This window comes from Pandoraea pnomenusa (assembly GCF_040391475.1).
Taxonomy (GTDB): domain Bacteria; phylum Pseudomonadota; class Gammaproteobacteria; order Burkholderiales; family Burkholderiaceae; genus Pandoraea; species Pandoraea pnomenusa_C.
The window spans coordinates 103,834-124,037 of sequence record NZ_JBEBXS010000008.1 but is presented as its reverse complement, the minus strand read 5'-3'; the positions used below and the strand labels follow the sequence as shown (position 1 = coordinate 124,037).

The 20,204-nt window shown below is 64.9% G+C and carries 15 protein-coding genes; 6 read left to right on the top strand and 9 right to left on the bottom strand.

Features of this window, described 5'->3' with window-relative positions; all coding sequences use genetic code 11:
• Nucleotides 1–22: 22 nt before the first annotated feature.
• Nucleotides 23–1,549, bottom strand: coding sequence for a MocR-like pyridoxine biosynthesis transcription factor PdxR (gene pdxR / locus ABWO90_RS11025; protein ID WP_353191266.1), 1,527 nt, complete (start codon nt 1,547–1,549; stop codon nt 23–25).
• Nucleotides 1,550–1,785: 236 nt separating this feature from the next.
• Between pdxR and ABWO90_RS11020 the strand changes: the two genes are divergently transcribed.
• Complete coding sequence (locus ABWO90_RS11020; protein ID WP_353191265.1) at nt 1,786–2,241, top strand: carboxymuconolactone decarboxylase family protein; 456 nt, start codon at nt 1,786–1,788, stop codon at nt 2,239–2,241.
• Nucleotides 2,242–2,298: 57 nt separating this feature from the next.
• On the opposite strand, the gene ABWO90_RS11015 is transcribed toward ABWO90_RS11020, so the two are convergent.
• Nucleotides 2,299–3,972, bottom strand: a complete 1,674-nt coding sequence (locus ABWO90_RS11015; RefSeq protein ID WP_353191264.1) for a hypothetical protein — start codon at nt 3,970–3,972, stop codon at nt 2,299–2,301.
• A 242-nt stretch (nt 3,973–4,214) separates the two neighbouring features.
• On the opposite strand from ABWO90_RS11015, the gene blaOXA reads away from it, so the two are divergent.
• The gene (blaOXA, locus tag ABWO90_RS11010; RefSeq protein ID WP_353191263.1) at nt 4,215–5,075 is read left to right on the top strand and encodes an OXA-62 family carbapenem-hydrolyzing class D beta-lactamase; all 861 of its coding nucleotides are present in this window, start codon (nt 4,215–4,217) and stop codon (nt 5,073–5,075) included.
• A gap of 102 nt (nt 5,076–5,177) precedes the next feature.
• On the opposite strand, the gene wrbA is transcribed toward blaOXA, so the two are convergent.
• From wrbA to ABWO90_RS10995, 3 genes are all read right to left on the bottom strand, one after another.
• Nucleotides 5,178–5,810, bottom strand: coding sequence for an NAD(P)H:quinone oxidoreductase (gene wrbA / locus ABWO90_RS11005; protein WP_353191262.1), 633 nt, complete (start codon nt 5,808–5,810; stop codon nt 5,178–5,180).
• A 204-nt stretch (nt 5,811–6,014) separates the two neighbouring features.
• Nucleotides 6,015–6,308, bottom strand: a complete 294-nt coding sequence (locus tag ABWO90_RS11000) for a hypothetical protein (protein ID WP_353191261.1) — start codon at nt 6,306–6,308, stop codon at nt 6,015–6,017.
• A 217-nt stretch (nt 6,309–6,525) separates the two neighbouring features.
• Complete coding sequence (locus tag ABWO90_RS10995; protein ID WP_353191260.1) at nt 6,526–7,491, bottom strand: LysR family transcriptional regulator; 966 nt, start codon at nt 7,489–7,491, stop codon at nt 6,526–6,528.
• Nucleotides 7,492–7,701: 210 nt separating this feature from the next.
• Between ABWO90_RS10995 and ABWO90_RS10990 the strand changes: the two genes are divergently transcribed.
• Nucleotides 7,702–8,769, top strand: a complete 1,068-nt coding sequence (locus ABWO90_RS10990; RefSeq protein ID WP_353191259.1) for a bile acid:sodium symporter family protein — start codon at nt 7,702–7,704, stop codon at nt 8,767–8,769.
• Between the two features lie 297 nt (nt 8,770–9,066).
• A complete protein-coding gene (locus ABWO90_RS10985) occupies nt 9,067–10,575 on the top strand; it encodes a DEAD/DEAH box helicase (protein WP_353191258.1) in 1,509 nt (502 codons plus the stop codon).
• 138 nt (nt 10,576–10,713) lie between these two features.
• On the opposite strand, the gene gluQRS is transcribed toward ABWO90_RS10985, so the two are convergent.
• Nucleotides 10,714–11,760 carry a tRNA glutamyl-Q(34) synthetase GluQRS gene (gene gluQRS / locus ABWO90_RS10980; RefSeq protein ID WP_353191257.1) on the bottom strand — a complete coding sequence of 349 codons (1,047 nt, stop codon included), beginning with the start codon at nt 11,758–11,760 and terminating at the stop codon, nt 10,714–10,716.
• Nucleotides 11,694–12,575: a sulfurtransferase gene (locus ABWO90_RS10975; RefSeq protein ID WP_353191256.1), complete on the bottom strand. Its 882-nt coding sequence runs from the start codon at nt 12,573–12,575 to the stop codon at nt 11,694–11,696. The genes gluQRS and ABWO90_RS10975 overlap by 67 nt, the downstream gene beginning before the upstream one ends.
• 329 nt (nt 12,576–12,904) lie before the next feature.
• On the opposite strand from ABWO90_RS10975, the gene dnaE reads away from it, so the two are divergent.
• Nucleotides 12,905–16,483: a DNA polymerase III subunit alpha gene (gene dnaE, locus ABWO90_RS10970; protein ID WP_353191340.1), complete on the top strand. Its 3,579-nt coding sequence runs from the start codon at nt 12,905–12,907 to the stop codon at nt 16,481–16,483.
• A 110-nt stretch (nt 16,484–16,593) separates the two neighbouring features.
• Nucleotides 16,594–17,445: a glycosyltransferase family 2 protein gene (locus ABWO90_RS10965; protein WP_353191255.1), complete on the top strand. Its 852-nt coding sequence runs from the start codon at nt 16,594–16,596 to the stop codon at nt 17,443–17,445.
• Between the two features lie 26 nt (nt 17,446–17,471).
• Here ABWO90_RS10965 and ABWO90_RS10960 read toward each other — a convergent pair whose 3' ends face one another.
• Both ABWO90_RS10960 and recQ read right to left on the bottom strand, forming a co-directional pair.
• Nucleotides 17,472–18,278: a glycosyltransferase family 2 protein gene (locus ABWO90_RS10960; protein WP_502922593.1), complete on the bottom strand. Its 807-nt coding sequence runs from the start codon at nt 18,276–18,278 to the stop codon at nt 17,472–17,474.
• Nucleotides 18,279–18,351: 73 nt separating this feature from the next.
• Nucleotides 18,352–20,160, bottom strand: coding sequence for a DNA helicase RecQ (recQ, locus tag ABWO90_RS10955; RefSeq protein ID WP_353191254.1), 1,809 nt, complete (start codon nt 20,158–20,160; stop codon nt 18,352–18,354).
• Between the last annotated feature and the right edge of the window lie 44 nt (nt 20,161–20,204).

Genomic DNA, 20,204 nt, shown 5'->3' with positions numbered 1-20,204 from the left:
CGTCGCCCGATGACGGCGGTGATCACCGTGCCGCGTGCGTCTTGTCGTCTTCGTCGAACACGCGCGAGAGACGTTGCGCAACATCGTCGGCGAGGGTTTCCGGCACGTTGGTGAAGCTCATGATGAGCGCGGGCGGTAACGCACGGGCAACGCTGAAAAACGACAGCGCGCCGGGCGCGAGCCCGTGCTCGAGGGCGGTCAGGCACATGGCGCGGTCATTGCGATGCGGCTCGAGCCAGCCAAGCAAATGCATGCCGCCCGCCTGTTGCGCGAGTTCCACGCGTGAGGCGAGATGTTGGCGCAGCGCTTGTGCGAGCGCTGCGCGACGCTCCCCGTAAAGCTGACGCATGCGCTTGATATGGCGGCTGAAGTGCCCTTGCGTGATGAAGTCGGCGACCGTGGCCTGCTCGACCCACCCCTGCGCGGGCGAGGTGAGCGACGCGTTGGCGACGAACGCGTCGCGCAGTGCCGAGGGCACCACCAGATAACCGAGCCGCAAGCCCGGGAACAGCACCTTGCTGAACGATCCGGCGTAAAGCACGCGCTCGCCGCCATCGAGGCTCTTCAGTGCGGGCAGCGGTGCGCCGGTGTAACGAAATTCGCTGTCGTAGTCGTCCTCGACGATCCATGCGTCGTGTGCCTGCGCCCATGCCAGCAACGCGAGTCGGCGCGCGAGCGGCAGCGTCACGGACAGCGGCGACTGATGCGACGGCGTGACGATCGCCAGGCGGGCATCGGGTGCCGAGCGCTCGCCTGCGGCGACGTCGAGCCCGTCCTGATCGACGGGCACCGGCACGAGCGACGCACCCGTCATGCGCAGGCCTTCCTGCGCGCGGAAGTAGCCCGGGTCTTCGCACCAGACGTCGTCGCCCGGTCGCAGCAGCACCCGCGCGATCAACGCGAGCGCCCCTTGATAACCCGCCGTGACAATGATCTGCCCGGGCTCGCAATGGATGCCGCGTGCGATGGAGAGATAACCGGCGATGGCCTCGCGCAGTGGGCGCCAACCGATGGCGTCCTGATAGTGCAGGCCTTCGGGGGCGAGATGCCGCGCATGACGCGCCGCCAGCCGCGCCCACAGTTTGCGCGGGAATTCATCGAGTGCGGGCATGCCGTTCTGCAGCGGCAGCGGCATGCCGAACGCGTTCAACGGGATGCGACTGGGGTTTTCCGAATCGTCGGGCTTGGTGATCGCCGGTTCCCTGTGCGGCGCGCTCGCATGAGCCCGCGTGGCCGCCGTCGACGACGACGGCGGCATGGTCTTGGCAGTGAGTTGCGGATTGACGCGGCTCCCGGCGGCGCCACGCCCGATCACGAAACCCTCGGCCACCAGACGCTCGTAGGCGGCCTCGACGGTGCCACGGGCCACGCCGAGTTCGCTGGCGAGCGCCCGGGTCGACGGTAAACGCGTCGACGGCGCGAGCTTGCCGGAGAGAATGCCGTCGCGGATACGTTCGTAAAGGGCTCGGTAGGTCGGCACGCCGGCCACCCGCGAGGCTTGCGTCAGATGCAATGCCGCCAGCGCGGGCGGGCTCGATTTATCGGACATGACGCAAGGCCCTTGGACGGAAAGCGGAAAAGGGAGAGGCGGGGCGGGGAGGGGCGACGAAGGCGCGCGACCGTCAAACGGACTGAACCGGACTGGCCCTGTTGGCGCGCAGCTGGGCGCGTCGTCGGCTTGGCCTCCTTTGGCCTACCGATTTTATTCGGTTTTGGCTCTTTGGGATAAGACAAGAGGTGCGTATTGTCGGGGGTGTCAACTTTCAACGACAGGAGAGTCGAACCATGCTGCGTCTGAACTACATCAAAGCCGCCCCGCGTCCGTACGAATATCTGGGTAACCTGAGCCACTACTTCCACGATTGCGGTCTGCCGGATGGCCTGGTCGAACTCGTCTGGCTGCGTGCCTCGCAACTCAACGGCTGCGCGTTCTGCATCGACATGCACGTGACCGACGCCCTGAAGATGGGCATCGAGCCGCGCCGTCTGCATCTGCTCGACGCCTGGCGCGAGACCGAGCTGTATTCGCCGGCAGAGCGCGCGGCACTGGCCTGGACGGAAGCTGTCACGAACGTGCAGGACGGCCACGTGCCCGACGAAGTCTTCGCCGAACTGCGCGCGCATTACGACGACAAGCAGATCGCCGACCTGACGTTTGCCGTTGCCACGATCAATGCGTGGAATCGCATGGCGATCGCGTTCCGCGCGCCCCTGCCGAAGGTGCCGCAAGGCGTGCGTTGAGCGCGAGCAGGAGGGTGGAGCGGGGTACGGTAGCGCGTTCGCGGCTTGAGGGCAGCGCTACTGCGCCAGACGCACTTCGCGTTGAAACTCGCGCGGCATGAGTCTCAGGGCGTCACGGAAGAAGCGCCGGTCGGGCGGCGGCAGCATCGGCATCACGCGGCCCAATGACTGGGCCGCGTGCAAGGCCTGCGGCGAGTCGCCGTCCTGATGCAGCGCGAACCACAACATTTCGAACCACAGGTTGGCGAGCTGCAATGGCTCGAATCGCACGCGTCCTTCCTCGTGGTCGGCGAGCGTCGTCGCCAGCACATCGGTCCACCGCGTGAATCCCTTGGCGCGTGAGAACGGGGCACCGAACGGCTGAACCGCATCGAGAAACGCCTCGACCGCCAGCGGCGAACTGGCCCGCAGCGTCGCCAGATCCGGATCGCGCCGCACGGGTACCGCGCCACGCGCGATGCGCAACAGGAAGACGGTATTCCAGACGGAATTGCCACCTACGCCGAAGCGATCGCAGATCCACTCCGACAGACCGATCCAGCGCAGCGCCTGACGCTGCACGTCGGCGGCCGCCAGCCGTCGCCCGGGATCGATGAGTGCCCCCTGCCAGAACAACCACAGCGTGAGCCCGATGTTCGCGGCGACGTGTTGCGCCAGTTCGATGGAGTCGGCTTCGAAGGCCGCCTGCAGGGCATCGGAAAATGCCGCGAGTGCGTCGGCGGCGGACTGCGCACGCGCGGGCATCGGCCCGGGCCGGGCGGCGTGCGACTTGTAGAGCAACGCTTGCAGGTTGCGGCTCTCGAAGCGGATGCGCGGGTTGTAGACGAGGCACGGGGCGAGCGAGGCGTCGTCGCCGATACGCTGCAAATGGGCGAACGCGCCTGCTTCGTCGCGAAGTGCGTACGCTTGCCATGCCTGCACGATCCAGTGCATGGCGCGTAACGTCGGGGACCCCGGCGGGTTCGCGCCGAACGTTGCTGCGAGCGTGGCAAGGGTCTGCTTCGTGCGCGCCGCGTCCCCCATGCGGCGCCACACGATGGTCTCGGAGAGCAAGGCAATGCCGCGTTGCACGTCGTCAACGGCGCACACCTGCGCGGCATGAAACGACGGGATCGCCCCGGTGCGTTGACGGCGGACGTCACCCGGCGAGGGCGCCTGAGGTGGCGCAAAGAACACCCCGTCCTGCATATCGCGCTTGCCGAGCGTCAGGTGATGCCAGAACGCAATGTCCTGCATGACGTAATCGAGTGCGGGCGATTGGGTCTCGGGGGCCGTGTCGTGCGGCAGACCGAGAAACGCGGCAACGGCGCGGCGCGGGTGCTCCGGCACGGTGTCGCCAATGGCGACGACGATGCGTGGCATCTCGTGACGCGCTAGCCAGAAGGGCCCTTTGCCGCGGCCGCGCGTGGGTAGCAGACGGACATCCGCCAACCGGTCTTCACCCCAGCCCACGGCAATGTTCCAGCGTGCGAAGTCGGAAAACGCCCGGCTGATCAACATGCGCAAATCGCCCGCAGCGCCGGACTGACCGAAACGGATCTTCAGCGAGGCGAGCGACACCGGCGACGTTTCGAAGTGTGCCGCGTAGTAGACGCGCATCAACAGCCACAGGCTCTGATAGCGCACCGGTTCGCCATTGATTCGCTGCGGTGCGTCGAGGTGCACGGTAAGCCGCGGGGCGTCGGCGGCGGCAGCGTCGGGAACGGAAGGCGGGACGGGGGTCTCGGACATGGCGTCGAAAGGTTTCGAGTCGCACCGGGCGGTGCATGACATGCGCCCGTTGGCGGGATAGTCGTGAGGGGCGAACCGATGATACGGCGGTTACGTCGGTTACGGTAGCACTGCTTTGCGCTTGCCGAAACGCGCACTATGCTGCAAACGCTTTCGAAAACATCGAGAAGCCGGTGCCTGGCCAGCGCCACCGAGGACGTTCCTGTCATCCCCATGACATCCATTGAAATCAGGACAACGAAATGAAAACGATAATCTCTCGCTGGCGGCGCGGCGCCTTGCTGCTACGGGTGGCTTCGGCAGTCATCTCTCCGATGATCTTCTCCTCGCCCGTGCACGCCGCGCCGGCAAGTGCGGTTGCAAAGCCCGCACCGGTCCACATCACCGAACGTGCCGACTGGGGCAAGCGCTTCGAAGCGGAAGGCGTCAAAGGCACGATCATCGTGCTGGACGGCCGCACGCAGACGTATCAGGCGTTCGATTCGGCGCGTGCCGAGCGGCGCATGTCGCCCGCGTCCACGTACAAGATCTTCAACAGCCTCCTGGCGCTCGATTCCGGCGCGCTGGACAACGAGCGCGAGATGATTCCCTGGGACGGCAAGCCGCGACGGTTCAAGAACTGGAATGCGGCGATGGATCTGCGCACGGCGTTTCGCGTGTCGTGCCTGCCCTGCTACCAGATCGTGTCGCACAAAATCCCGCGCGAGTATGCGCAGGCGAAGCTCAATGAGGTCGGATATGGCAACCGCACCATCGGACGCGCCGCCGATGCCTATTGGATCGACGACAGCTTGCAGATTTCGGCGCGTGAGCAGGTCGACTTCCTGCAGCGGCTTGCGCGCGGCACGCTGCCGTTCTCGGCGCGCTCGCAGGATATCGTGCGCCAGATCTCGATCGTCGAGGCCACGCCGGACTATGTGCTGCATGGCAAGACAGGGTGGTTCGTCGACAAGAAGCCGGACATTGGCTGGTGGGTTGGCTGGATCGAGCGCGACGGCAACATCACCAGCGTGGCACTGAACATCGACGTGCTCGCCGATGCGGATGCGCCCAAACGTGCGCGCATCGTGAAGGCTGTACTGAAGGATCTGAAGCTGATCTGAAGCTGATCTGACGGCAAGGACGGCGTGCGCAGGCGCAGCCTTCGAGGCATCGCGCGGTGCGCACGCCATTCGACGTGGCTGCCGCGCGATCGGAGTTGCGGGTTACAGCGTGCGTCCGTGTTTGAGTGCGGCGGCGATTTCCGCGACGTGACGACCTTGCGTGCGGGCGATCGTCAGTTCGTTCTCGCTCGGTTGACGCGAGCCGTCGCCGGCGGCCAGCGTGGTCGCGCCGTAGGGCGTGCCCCCCGTGATTTCGGACATGTTGGTGAGCGCGGGCTCGGTGTACGGCACGCCAACGATGATCATGCCGTGGTGCAGTAGCGTTGTGTGAAAGCTCGTGATCGTGGTTTCCTGCCCGCCATGCTGCGTGGCGGTGCTGGCAAACACGCTGCCGACCTTGCCTGCCAGCGCGCCCTTGGCCCACAAGCCGCCGGTCTGGTCGAGGAAGTTGCGCATCTGCGCAGTCATGTTGCCGAAGCGCGTGGGCGTGCCGAAGATGATCGCGTCGTAATCGGCCAACTGGTCGACGCGCGCGACCGGCACGCTGGCGAACGCGGCACGCGCAGCTTTGGCGCCGCTCTTCTCGAGCACTTCGTCGGGAACGAGTTCGGCAACCTGCATGACGGTGACGTCGGCACCGGCAACGCCGCGTGCGCCTTCGGCGACGGCTTCGGCCATCTTGTAGATGTGTCCGTACATGCTATAGAACACCACGAGGATCTTGGCGCTGGCCATGTGAATCTCCTTAGAGGTCGAGAGAGAGGCAGGCGTCGCGGGCAAAAACACATGCGGCAATGCGAGGCCGCGCGAGGCGAGCCGTTCCATCATAGACGACACACATGACGAAATGCCGACCTCACCGGACGATTCCCGGTCAGTCCAGGCGTGACGAGACCCTATGTCGCAGCGTTCGGGAGAGGGCGCCGGCGCGCGAGGCGCTCAGTGCAGGCGCGAGCCGATGAGGCAGCCGAGGGCCAGCGAGGCCATCAGTACGGTGACACTCGCCGAAACTCCGCCCGCCAGCGCCAGGCCGGTGGCTGCGAAGCCGTGCGCGAGCAGGGCGGCGGGCACGAGCAGAATGGCGCTGACGACACTCCAGCGCATGACATACCGCCACATGAAGCGACTCACGACGAGCATGCGAGCATCGAGCTGATGCCGCTGCCAGAAAGACAGATCGGCGGCCGCCTGGAAAAGCCACAGCGGGCTGAAGTATTTGATGAGCAAGTCCATGACGGCACATGAGAAGCACAATGCCCGCTGGGCGCGGGCATGGCGTCGAGGTGCGAGCGTGGGAACCGACCCGCAATGGGGGGATCGACGCACTGCAATTGTAGCAGGCGCTCACTCACTTTGTGATGGAGAAGCCTGACGATTGGCGACGTTTTTCTCATTCAATGTCGTGCAAACCATGCTAACGCATCGTTATCGTTCGTCTTCTCCGATGATGTCAGGCTTTGCTCGACCGCTTCGCCGCTCTGGTCGATTCGCCGGAATGATGCTTGGGCGTGTGCGGCGTGGCAGCCGTGATCTGCTGGATCAACTCCCAGACGGACTGCGCCGCAGGGGAGAGGGTTCGGTTCTTGCGGCGCACGAGCATGATGGTGCGGTCGATCTGCGGCGCCAGCGGCAGGGCGACGAGGCGGCCGCCGTGTTCGGGGCCCGGCATGGTCGGCAGCGCCAGCGCGGGCATGATGCTGATGCCGATGCCGGCTTCGACCATGCGGAACACGGTGACCGCGTGGCCGACTTCCTGCGCCACCTGGCAATAGGCGCCATGCTCGGCGAGTGCGCGGTCGATCAGCGGCCGGCTGCCCGACGCATAGTCGAGCAGCACCAGCTTCTCGCCGTTGATCTCTTCCCATGTCACCTGCGTCTGCTTCGCGAAGCGATGTGAGCGGTCGCACACTACGAGAAACGGTTCGACCATGATGGGCTCGCCGATCAGATCGTCCGCGGCTTCCGAGGCGACGATGACGCCGAAGTCGACTTCGCCGTGACGCACGCTGTCGGTCGCGAGCGTCTGCACCTGATCGCGCAGCATGAACGTGATGTCCGGGTAGCGTGCCGCGCAGGCTGAAATGCACTCCGGCATCAGGTTGGCGGAAATGGTGGGCGCGCTCGCCACACGCACGCGGCCGCGCCGCTCTTCCGCCAGACCGTGGGTATCGCGCAAGGCGCTTTCCAGTTCGTCGAGTACCCGGGCAAGCGTGGCCGAGAGGCTGGCGCCCACTTCGGTGAGCGTCACTTCGCGCGTGGTGCGGTCGACCAGCTTGAGGCCGAGTTCTTGTTCCAACTCACGGATACAGCGACTCACGGCCGGCTGGGTCAGGCCAATGTCCTCGCCGGCCCGGCTGAAGCTGCCGTGCTCGGCCACTGCGAGGAACACCTTGAGCTGGCGCAGCGAAATATTCATGCGGTTTTGGTATGAATAAAAAAATTAAATGAATTTGTATTTTAACTGCCCTTGCGTTCTAATACGTGAAAACCCGTATCGCGAGCGCACACTTCCGGTCACATCTGATCGCCCGCCGATCGATTGACGACCCTGCAGGCGGCCATGTGCCGCCCTTTGCTGTGTCCTGGCGTACGGGCTTTGTCTTTTCTGACGTATTCGAGATCGACGATGGCCAGACCGCGTTTCATTCCCGACAATTTCACGTTGATGCTGGTGGCGACCGTGGCGCTCGCCAGTTTCCTGCCGGCGCACGGCGAGGGCGAAGTCGCCTTCAACCTGCTGACCAACGTGGCAATTGCCGCCCTGTTCTTCCTGCACGGCGCGAAGCTTTCGCGCGAGGCTGTGCTCGCCGGTGCGACCCACTGGCGTTTGCATCTGCTGGTGTTCGCCAGCACGTTCGCCATCTTTCCCCTTGTGGGTGTGGTGCTCAAGCCGGTGCTCTCGTGGATGGTGACCCCGGAGCTCTATCTGGGCATTCTGTTCCTGTGCACGCTGCCCGCGACGGTGCAGTCGGCGATCGCGTTTACGTCGATTGCGCGTGGCAATGTGCCGGCGGCGGTGTGCAGCGCGTCGGCGTCGAGCCTGTTCGGCATCTTCATTACGCCGGTGCTCGTCGGGCTGGTCGTGATTCATCACGATGGTAATACCGGCGCGTCGCCGTTCGATTCCATCGGCAACATCATGCTGCAATTGCTGGTGCCGTTCATCGCGGGTCAGCTCTCGCGCAAGGCGATCGGCAAATGGGTCGAGCGCAATCGCGGGTTGCTCAAGATCGTGGACCAGGGCTCGATCCTGCTGGTCGTCTATACGGCGTTCAGCGAAGCCGTGAATACCGGTCTGTGGCACCAGATCCCGCCGCTGGCGCTGCTTGGCCTGCTCGGCTGCTGCGCCGTCATTCTCGCCGTCATGCTCGCCTTCACGACGCTTTCCGCGCGCTGGCTCGGCTTTTCGCGCGAAGATGAGATCACCATCGTCTTCTGCGGCTCGAAGAAGAGTCTGGCGAGCGGGATTCCGATGGCCAAGGTGCTGTTCGCGACCGGCCCGCTCGGTGCCATCGTGTTGCCGCTCATGTTGTTTCACCAGATGCAACTGATGGTGTGTGCCGTGTTGGCGCAACGCTACGCCAATCGCCAGCGCAGCGCCCAGCCTGCCAAGGCCCTCAAGGCCGGTGTTGCCAAACCGGCGCCGCGCGACGGCAAGTCCGACGGCAGCGCCAAGGCCGGGGCAGGCCGCTAAGGGCGACGGGCGGCCGGGGCGCGTGCACCGCGTCAGCCGCCGAATTCCCCCTGAACACGGCCCGACAAGGGCCGTTGTCACACGTTGGTCGTTAGCAAGTGCTAGAATTGCGTTTGTTTCGCTTCTTGACGACCACCCCGGTCCGGCGGCGCCCGACGCTTCTGTCCCCTGACAGGCCCCTCTCGCGCCAGCCTTGAGCATGGCGCGCAGCGCCCCTTGAATCTTCGCGAGTGAGCTTTGATGCGGATCCTTCCGCATGGCGGCCCCCGTTTTTTTTAAAAGAGATGTCCCTTCATCATGGCTGACGTAAACGCTGTTCCGACCCCCGGCTTCGATAGCTTTGGGCTGCATGCGGACATCTTGCGGGCCATCACCGAGCAGGGCTATACCCAGCCGACGCCGATCCAGGCGCAGGCGATCCCGGTGGTGCTGTCAGGTCGCGACGTCATGGGTGCCGCACAAACGGGGACGGGCAAGACCGCCAGCTTCTCGCTGCCGATCATCCAGCGACTGATGCCCGACGCCAACACGAGTGCTTCGCCCGCCCGTCACCCGGTGCGCGCGCTGATTCTCACGCCGACGCGAGAACTCGCCGATCAGGTGGCCGACAACGTGCGCGCCTATGCGGGCCACACGCCGTTGCGCAACACCGTCGTGTTCGGTGGCGTCGACATGAATCCGCAGAAGGACGCGCTGCGTCGTGGTGTCGAAATCCTGATCGCCACGCCGGGCCGCCTGCTCGATCACGTCGAACAGAAGACGGTGAACCTCAGCCAGGTCAAGATGCTCGTGCTCGACGAAGCCGACCGCATGCTGGACATGGGCTTCCTGCCGGATCTGCAACGTATCCTGAACCTGCTGCCGAAGCAGCGCCAGACGCTGCTCTTCTCGGCCACGTTCTCCAACGACATCAAGAAGCTCGCTTCGAGCTATCTCACGAATCCGGTCACGATCGAAGTGGCGCGCCGCAATGCAACGGCCGACACGGTCGAGCAGATCGTCTACGAAGTGGACGAAGACGACAAGCGTGCGGCCGTGGTGCAGATTCTTGGCGAGCGCGACCTCAAGCAGGTCATCGTCTTCGTCAACAGCAAGATCGGCGCGAGCCGTCTGGCACGTCAGCTCGAACGCGACGGTATCGTGACCGCCGCCATCCACGGCGACAAGTCGCAGAACGAGCGCATGCAAGCGCTCGAAGCATTCAAGCAGGGTGGCATTCGCGCGCTGGTGGCGACCGACGTGGCCGCACGCGGTCTGGATATCTCCGATCTGCCGGGCGTGATCAATTACGATCTGCCGTACAACGCGGAAGATTACGTGCACCGTATTGGCCGCACGGGCCGTGCCGGAGCGTCGGGCGAGGCAATCTCGCTGTGCGCACCGGACGAGCGCAAACAACTCGTGGAAATCGAGAAGCTGATCAAGCGCGAGCTCAAGCGTGGCGAACTGACGCTGGAGCGTCGTAGCCGTTCGCGCGACGATCGTGGCGACCGTTATGAACGCAGCGAGCGCAGTGATCGCGGCGATCGCAGTGACCGTGGCGAGCGCCACGGCCGTCATGAGGGCCTGCGTTCGGGTCGCAGCGGCAGCAGCACCGCACCGCGCCGCGTCCGTCCGGAAGACGAGTTCTTCTACAAGCCTTACGAACCGTCGCCCTCGGCGTCGGAACCGCAGCGCGATACGAACGGTACGCGCGCATCGAAGGACGCCGGCACCCCGACGACATTTGGTGCACTGCCGGAAAAGGCGCCGAAGCGTCAGGTCGCCGCACTTCTCGCCGGCTTCCCGCGTAAGGCGAGCAACTAAGGGCGCGATTGTCGCGTGGCGGATATCCGATCTGCCGAAACGGAAAAAGCCAGCAAGCCAGCAAGCCAGCGTTTATGCGCTGGCTTTTTTCATTGTGCAGGACCGTCCGAGGTGACGTTGGTGAGGCGAGGGGCGGTCTTAGCGTCCGTGCCGATCTCTCCATGCCTGTGTGGCGGCCGCATAGAAGTCCTCCCGATGGCCATGCCCCGCGAGCGACGCCGGCAATCCGAGGTGCAAGGCCGCCTCCTTGAGCGCGGCGAGCACTGCGGCGGGGGTATCGAGCACGAGCGGCGCTGCGCCGTTCTGTTTGCTCAGTTTTTCGCCGTCATCGGCCATGACCAGCGGCACGTGCAGATACCGTGGCGTCGGCGCTTCCAGGCATGTCTGAAGGTAGATCTGGCGTGCAGTCGAATCGAGCAGGTCCGCGCCACGCACGACATCGGTGATCTGCTGCAACTGATCGTCGACGACCACGGCCAACTGGTAAGCCCATTGACCGTCGGCGCGTTTGAGGACGAAATCCCCGACCTCCGCCGCCAAGTCCTGCGTCTGCGGCCCCATCCAGCGATCGTCGAACCGAATGCATGCGGCCGCGCCATCGGGTACCCGCAGCCGCCAGGCGCGCGGCGGCTTGCCATGCAGGCCGTCACGGCAGGTGCCCGGATAGGCCAGCGTACTGTGGCGCTCATGAACCCGGGTGAGGGAGTCGGCGATTTCGCGGCGCGTACAGCCGCAGGGGTAGACGCGACCTTGCGCGGTCAGCGTGTCCAGCGCAGCCTGATAGTGGGCGTGCCGCTGACTCTGCCAGACGATCGGTTCGTCGGAATGCAGGCCCAGACGCGTGAGGGTATTCAGAATGTCCTCGGCGGCGCCCGGTACGCTACGCGGCTCGTCGAGATCCTCCATGCGAACGATCCAGATGCCGTCGTGCGCGCGGGCGTCGAGCCAGCTCGCCAGTGCTGTCACGAGCGAGCCGCGATGCAGCGGCCCGGTCGGCGAAGGGGCGAATCGCCCCCGGTAGTGCGACGCGCGTGACGACTGCGATGCGTGTGACGCGCAGGCCGTCGAATCGACGGGCAACGTCGTGTCACACGCCGGGGCGGGGGCCACGGGCGGGATCAGGCCGATGCCGCCTGCGGCACTGCGGCGGAGTCCGCGCCGGCCGACGAGCGGCTCCCCGCGCATGTCGGGCACTGCTCGCCTTCGATGTAGTCGGCGCTGGCCTGATCCTCGGCCGTCACGACGGCGCGGCAGGCGAAGCACTGTTTGGTGCTCGAAGGGGCGAGTTCGGGCGTGAGCGCGGTGCGGTAGTCGAACACGAAGCAGTCGCCCTGGTAGTGTGCGCCACCCACATCCTCGAAGTACTTGAGAATGCCGCCGTCGAGTTGGTACGTGTGCTCGAGGCCGATGTCGCGCATGTAGATCGCGGCCTTCTCGCACCGGATGCCGCCTGTGCAGAACGAGACGATGGTCTTGCCCTCGTAATCGGCACGATGTTCGGCGATGACGTCGGGAAATTCCGAGAATTTCGTCAGACGATAGTCGACGGCGTTGTCGAACGTGCCGACATCGACTTCGAAATCGTTGCGCGTGTCGAGCATTACGACCGGACGGCCTTCGTCGTCGTGACCGGCGTCGAGCCAGCGCTTGAGCGTGACGGGGTCGATGCCGGGCGCGCGGCCGTCTGCCGGCTTGATGACCGGCATTTTCATCGTGATGATTTCCTTCTTCTGACGCACCAGCATTCGGCGGAACGGTTGTTCGGCCGAGAAGCTTTCCTTGGTCGTCAGATCGGCAAAGCGGGCGTCGGCGCGCAGTCCGGCGAGGAAGGCGTCAACGGAGTCTCGCGAACCGGCGAGAAACAGGTTGATGCCTTCCGGCGCAAGCAGGATGGTGCCCTTCAGGTCGAGTGCCTGACAGCGTTCGAGCAGTGCCGGACGCAGGGTCGCGATGTCGTCGAGCGTGACGAACTTGTACGCAGCGATATTGACGATAGACATGGCAACGGGAATTCGCAAAAGCGTGAAGCAATAAACCGCCATTATCGCCGATTCGCCGCTTGTTCGTGGTTGATTCAAGGCAAATGGAATGCGGAAGGCGGGCGATGGCGCTATCGGTCATGATCCGGCCCGCGCCGGGCACCGGCTGGCGGTCACGGACAGGCGCGGGCGTGGCGCCCGGGTCCCGCTCGGCGAAACGGGTTTGTCTCGGGGCGCGGCGCCGAGGCTGTGGCGGCCGCCGTGACACCGTTGGCACGACGGCCCGGATCGGCCGCCAACCAAGATTTCGGAATTCCGGAAGGAAGTGATTGGTCGGGCGGCGCGTTACAATATCGCCCATGTCAGAACCTCGCTTCGTCCACCTCCGTCTCCATTCCGAATACTCGATCGCCGATGGCATCGTGCGGCTCGACGACGTCGTCAAGGCCGCCGCCAAGGATGGTCAGGGCGCGCTCGCGCTGACCGATCTCGCGAACATGTTCGGCGCCATCCGTTTCTACAAGGGAGCCCGCGGCAAGGGGGTCAAGCCGATCATCGGCTGCGACGCCTGGATCACGAACCCGGCCGATCGCGACAAGCCGTCGCGGCTGTTGCTGCTCGCCCGCGACCGGGAAGGCTACCTGAACCTGTGCCAATTGCTGTCCAGGGCGTGGCTCGGTAATCAATGGCGAGGCCGCGCGGAGCTTGAGGCGTCTTGGCTGCAGCCCGACGGTCTCGCTCGCGGCCTGCTGGCGCTCTCGGGCGCGCAAATGGGCGACGTCGGCGCAGCGCTGGCGGCGGGGAATCCCGAGCTGGCCCTGCAGTGCGCGAAGCACTGGGAGAGTGTCTTCCCCGGCGCGTTCTACATCGAACTGCAACGCACCGGCCAGCCGGGCATGGAAACGTACGTGCAGCAGGCGGTGCAACTGGCGGCGAAGGCTGGTTTGCCGGTCGTGGCCACGCACCCGATCCAGTTCATGACGTCGGACGATTTCACCGCGCACGAAGCGCGCGTGTGTATTTCGGAAGGCGAGATGCTCGGCAATGCGCGCCGCGTGCGCCGCTTCACGCAGGACCAGAGCTTCCGGACGCAGGACGACATGATCGCCGCGTTCGATGACGTGCCGTCCGCGATTGCCAACACCGTCGAAATCTCCAAGCGTTGCAACCTGACGCTCGAACTCGGCAAGCCGAAGCTGCCGCTGTTCCCGACGCCGGACGGCATGTCGCTCGACGACTATCTCGTGCAGTTGTCCAAGGAGGGGCTGGAGACGCGCCTCGCGCTGCTCTTCCCGGACGAGGCCGAGCGCGACACGCAACGCCCCGACTATTACAAGCGGCTCGACTTCGAGACCGGCACGATCATCAAGATGGGCTTTCCCGGCTACTTCCTGATCGTGGCGGACTTCATCCAGTGGGCGAAGAACAACGGCGTGCCCGTCGGGCCGGGCCGGGGTTCGGGGGCCGGGTCGCTGGTCGCGTATGCGCTGGGCATTACCGATCTCGACCCGCTCAAGTACAACCTGCTGTTCGAGCGCTTCCTGAATCCGGAACGTGTCTCGATGCCCGACTTCGACATCGACTTCTGTCAGGACGGTCGCGACCGCGTGATCCAGTACGTGAAGGAGAAGTACGGCGCCGATGCCGTCTCGCAGATCGCCACCTTCGGCTCGATGGCCGCCAAGGCGGCGGTGCGCGACGTGGGTCGTGTGCTCGATCTCGGCTACAACTTCGTCGATGGCATTTCCAAGCTGATTCCGTTCAAGCCGGGCAAGCACGTCACCATCGATGATGCCCTCAAGGAAGAGCCGCAACTCGCAGAGCGCTTCCAGACGGAGGACGAGGTCAAGCAGTTGATCGAGCTGGCGCAGCGTGTCGAGGGCCTGACCCGTAACGTCGGCATGCACGCGGGGGGCGTGTTGATCGCGCCCGGCAAGCTGACCGATTTCTGCCCGCTGTACACGCAGGGCAGCGGCGAAGACGCCAGCGGTGTGGTGAGCCAGTACGACAAGGACGACGTGGAAGCCGTCGGCCTCGTGAAGTTCGACTTTCTGGGCCTGACCACGCTCACCATCCTGAATTGGGCGGAGCGCTACATCAAGCGTTTGCATCCGGAGATGGCGGACTGGTCGCTCGATCAGGTCTCGCTGACCGACCCGGCGGCATTCAGCATTCTCAAGAAAGCCAACACCGTGGCGGTGTTCCAGCTGGAAAGCCGGGGCATGCAGGGCATGCTCAAGGACGCCCAGCCCGACCGCTTCGAGGACATCATCGCGCTGGTGGCGTTGTATCGTCCGGGCCCGATGGACCTGATCCCGAGCTTCTGCGCCCGTAAGCACGGCCGCGAGAAGGTGGAATACCCGGATCCGCGCGTCGAGCCGGTGCTCCAGGAGACCTACGGCATCATGGTCTATCAGGAGCAGGTGATGCAGATGGCGCAGATCATCGGCGGTTACTCGCTCGGTGGCGCCGACTTGCTGCGCCGCGCGATGGGCAAGAAGAAGGCCGAGGAAATGGCCGAGCACCGCGAGATCTTCGCCAAGGGTGCCGCCAACAATGGCCTGACCCGCGAAAAGTCGGACGAAATCTTCGACTTGATGGAGAAGTTCGCGGGCTACGGCTTCAACAAGTCACACGCCGCAGCGTATGCGTTGCTCGCGTATTACACGGCATGGCTCAAGGCGCATCATCCGGCCGAATTCATGGCAGCCAACATGAGCTTGGCCATGGACGACACGGACAAGGTCAAGATTCTCTACGAAGACTGCCTGACCAACGGCATGGGCGTGCTGCCGCCCGACGTGAACGTGTCGGCCTATCGCTTCGAGCCGGCGGACGCGAAGACCGTCCGCTATGGCCTGGGCGCGATCAAGGGCAGCGGCCAGTCGGCCATCGAGGAAATTCTGCGGGCCCGAGAAGGCAAGCCATTCACCGATCTGTTCGACTTCTGCGCGCGTATCGACCGTCGCGTGGTGAACCGTCGCACCATTGAAGCACTGATTCGCGCCGGCGCGTTCGACACGATTCACGATAATCGTGCGCAGTTGATGGCATCGGTGCCGATGGCGATGGAAGCCGCCGAGCAGGCGAGCGCCGCAGCCAACCAGGTCAGCCTCTTCGATCTCGGTGACGAGAGCTTGCAAGCGCCGCTCGAACTCGCGAACGAGCCCGCCTGGACAGACAAGCGCAAGTTGCAGGAAGAGAAGCAGGCGCTCGGCTTCTATCTGTCGGGGCACATGTTCGACTCCTACGCGGAGGAAGTGCGTCGCTTCGTCCGCACGCGCATTCGGGACCTTACCGATGGTCGCGACAAGCTGGTCGCCGGGGTGATTTCGAGCCTGCGCACGATGATGACCCAGCGCGGCAAGATGTTGATCGTGCAACTCGACGACGGTACCAGCACGCTGGAAGTCACGATCTTCAACGAGCAGTTCGAAGCGAACAAGCATCTGTTCAAGGAAGACGAACTGCTGATCGTGCAAGGCAATGCACGTCCCGACAGCTTCACGGGGGGGCTGCGTTTTACCACGGAAAGCGTGATGGATCTGGGCCGTGCCCGCGCGCGATTCGCGCGCGCACTGAAGCTGTCGTTCAATGGCAATGCCGACTGGACTCGCCTGCGCGCCACGCTGCAGCCGCACTGCACGATGTACCGTGTCGCCGCGACGGCGGGCGCCGGAGGCGGCGGGTTCAATGGCAACGGCGGCGGAGGCTTTAACGGTGGCGGCGGTGGCGGCGGCTTCGGCAGGCGCAACGGCGATGGCGACGGCGACAAGCAGAACGGCTTGCCGGTGCACATTGTGTATCGTCGCCCGGACGCCGAATGCGAGTCGCGCCTCGGCGACGACTGGAAGGTACAGCCGGGCGACGAGTTGCTCGGTGAGCTTCGTCAGTGGCTGACCACCGACTCGGTGCAAATCGTCTATTGATACGGGCAGGGCGGCGCGACGCCGTGCGACGTGCATGCGCATGACGTGCGCAGCGTTGGACGTCGTCGCCCGGCTCGCGGTCCGCTGCAAGTCATAACAAGGAAATCCGGATGTTCTCCATCATCGTTCCGACGTGGAACAACCTCGCGTTGCTGCAACTTTGCGTGCGCAGCATTCGCCAGAATTCGCGCCACCCGCACCAGATCATCGTCCATGTGAACGATGGGTCCGACGGCTCGCTCGACTGGGTGCGCGCCGAGGGGATCGAACATACGGCCTCGCCGGACAACATCGGTATCTGCTACGCCGTGAATCAGGCGGCGGCGCTCGCACGCGAGAAGTACATCGTGTATCTGAACGACGACATGTATTGCTGTCCGGGCTGGGACACGGCATTGCTCGAGCGTGCCGAAGCCATGCCGGATAACGCGTTCATGCTCTCGGGCACGATGATCGAGCCGGTCGACACGGGCAACCCCTGCGTGCTCGTGCAGAATTTCGGCCGTGAGGTCGACACGTTCGACGAAGCCGCGCTGCTCGCGGCGGTGCCCACCTATCAGAAGCCCGACTGGTTCGGCGCCACATGGCCGCCGACGCTGGTGCACCGCGACTGGTGGTTCCTGGTGGGCGGTTACAGCACGGAGCTCAGCCCGGGCATGAGTAGCGACAACGATTTCTCGATGAAAATGTGGGCCGCCGGTGCACGCCGATTCGTGGGCGTGGGGGCGAGCCTCGTGTATCACTTCCAGTGCAAGAGCACGGGCAAGGTCGTGAAGAACGATGGGCGTACGCAATTCCTGCGCAAGTGGGGCATGACGCAGTCGATTTTCGACCGCTACTATCTGCGCCGCGGCAAGCCGGTGCCGGTGGGCAACGACGGCCGTCTTGCCGAGCCGGTCGAGGATGGGAAGCTGCGTTGGGAGCTTTTCCGCTCGCGGGTGAAGCGCGCGCTGGCGAAGTAACCACGCGCCGCACGCTGCTGAAGGCGCTAGGCCTCGCCGCGACGCAGCAGGTCGTACTTCAGGAAGGCGCTGCGGGCGTTCATGCGGGCAATGGCGGCACCGGTGGCGCCATCCAGGAATCCACGGCGCAACACGTACGTGCGCACGAATGCCCATCCGCCGTTGATCCAGGGCTTGAGCGGCGACACACGCTTGCCGCGCAGCGCCATCTCTTTCGCACCCGCTCGGGCATACCGCTGCACCTTGTCGTCGACCTGACGCGCCTCGGTGTAGCTGTAGTGAAGCAGGTGATGCGTCAGCGTACCGATCTCGCCCTCGACGATCACGCGCTCATGCACGAGGTTGTCGGAGAAGCGCCCGGCGTCGCGGCGGAACAACCGCAGCACGTAGTCGGGATACCAGCCGCAGTGCTTGACCCACTGTCCGAGAAACTGCGACAGGCGCGGCATACGGTAGCCGGCATGCGCGCCATTCGCGCCATTCGCGACGGCGGTCGCGATCTCGGCCGCCGATTCTGGCGTCACGCGTTCGTCGGCGTCCAGCGAGAGCACCCACGGTTGTGTGGCATACGAGAGCGCGCGATTCTTCTGCGGGCCGAAGCCGGGCCAGTCCGGGGTGACGTGGACCTCGGCACCGGCGGCGCGTGCGATGTCCGCCGTGCCATCGGTGCTCGCGTTATCCACCACGACAATCTGCGACGCGAACGATTGCACCGAGGCAATGCACTCGGCAATGTTATGGCGCTCGTTGCGCGTGAGAATCGTCACAGTGAGCGGCAGACGCTGCGAAGCAGCGTCGGCGCGCGCAGAGGCGAGGGTTGTGGCTTCGGTCATGAGCACTCACGAATGGGCAGCATTGGGCACGGCGAGTCCGGCAGGCGTCGCGCGAGACGCGGGTTCACGACCCTCAGGCATTCAGCAATTCGACGAGTGCTTCGCCATAGCGCTCGATCTTCGCTTCCCCTAGGCCGGTGATGTCGGTAAGCCCCTCGCGATGTCGCGGGCGGCGCTGGGCAAGTTCTCGCAGCGTGCGGTCATGCAGAATAACGTAGGCGGGGACCTGCTGGGTCTTGGCCATGTCCTGACGCCAGGCGCGCAACGTTTCGAACAATTTCTGATCCGCAACGTCGAGCTCGATGGCCGGCGCGGACGCGTAGCCCGCAAAACGCCCCTTCTTACCCACGGCGGCCCGCTGGCGCCGCAGAGACAGCGTCGTCTCCCCCTTGAGCACCGGGCGCGCCGCCGCGTTGAGCGTGAGGGCGCCGTACTGGCTGCTGTCGGGTTCGATGATGCCGTGCGCGATCAGTTGGCGAAACACGGCCCGCCAGCCCTGGTCGTCGAGCTCGCCGCCTACGCCGAACGTGGGCAGCGCCTCGTGGCCGAACATGCGGATCTTGTCGGTGCTGCGCCCGCGCAGGAGATCGATCAGGTGGCCAGCGCCGAAGCGCTGACCGGTGCGCAGGATCGCCGAGAGCGCCTTCTGCGCGGCAATGGTGCCGTCAAAGACTTCCGGCGGATTCAGGCAGACGTCGCAGTTGCCGCAGGGCTCGCTTGTCTCTCCGAAATAAGACAGCAGCACGGTGCGTCGGCAGCGGGGCGCTTCGCAATACCCGAGCAGCGCGTCGAGCTTCTGGCGCTCGATCCGCTTCTGCAGATCCGGCGCATTCGACTCGTCGATCCGGCTGCGGTGCACCACCACGTCGTTCAGGCCGTAGGTCATCCAGGCTTCGGCGGGCTCGCCATCGCGACCGGCGCGTCCGGTCTCCTGATAATAGGCTTCGAGGCTCTTGGGCAGATCCAGGTGCGCGACGAAGCGCACGTCCGGCTTGTCGATGCCCATGCCGAAGGCAACGGTGGCGGCCATCACGAGACCTTCCTCGCGCAGGAATCGCTGTTGGTGCGTGCGCCTGACTTCGGCGTCCAGCCCGGCGTGATACGGCAGGGCAGGGATGCCCTGCGTTTCGAGCCACGCGGCGGTTTCTTCCACTTTCTTGCGCGACAGGCAGTAGACGATGCCCGCTTCGCCGCGATGGCGTCCGAGAAACGCCAGCAACTGCTTGCGCGGATTGTCGCGATCGACGATCTCGTAACGGATATTCGGCCGGTCGAAGCTCGAGATGAACAGACGCGCCTCGGTCAGGCCCAGACGCGCCTGGATTTCCTCACGGGTCGCGGCATCCGCCGTGGCCGTGAGCGCAATGCGGGGTACGCGCGGATAGCGCTCGTGCAGCGCCGAGAGCTGAATGTATTCGGGGCGGAAGTCGTGTCCCCACTGTGAGACACAGTGCGCTTCGTCGATGGCGAACAGCGCCAGCTGACCGCGCTCGTCGAGCCGGTCCAGCAGGTCGAGGAAGCGATCGGTCAGCAGCCGCTCGGGCGCGACGTACAGCAGATCCAGTTCGCCGCGTGCGGCACGGCGTTCGGTATCCAGTGCCTCGTCAAAGCTGAGACTGGAATTCAGATAGGCGGCGCGTACCCCCGCTTGCAGCAGCGCGTCCACCTGATCCTGCATGAGCGCGATGAGCGGGGAGACGACGATGCCGATGCCGGGGCGCAGCAGGGCAGGGATCTGGTAGCAGAGCGACTTGCCGCCGCCGGTGGGCATCAGGACGAGCGCATCGCCCCCGTCGGCGACATGGTCGACGATGGCGGCCTGATCGCCACGGAATGCGTTATAGCCGAATACGGTACGGAGGACTTCGAGTGCGCTTGCCATGGGCGGGAGTATACCGGTTCCCTTCCCCGTTCGGCGCGCCATCC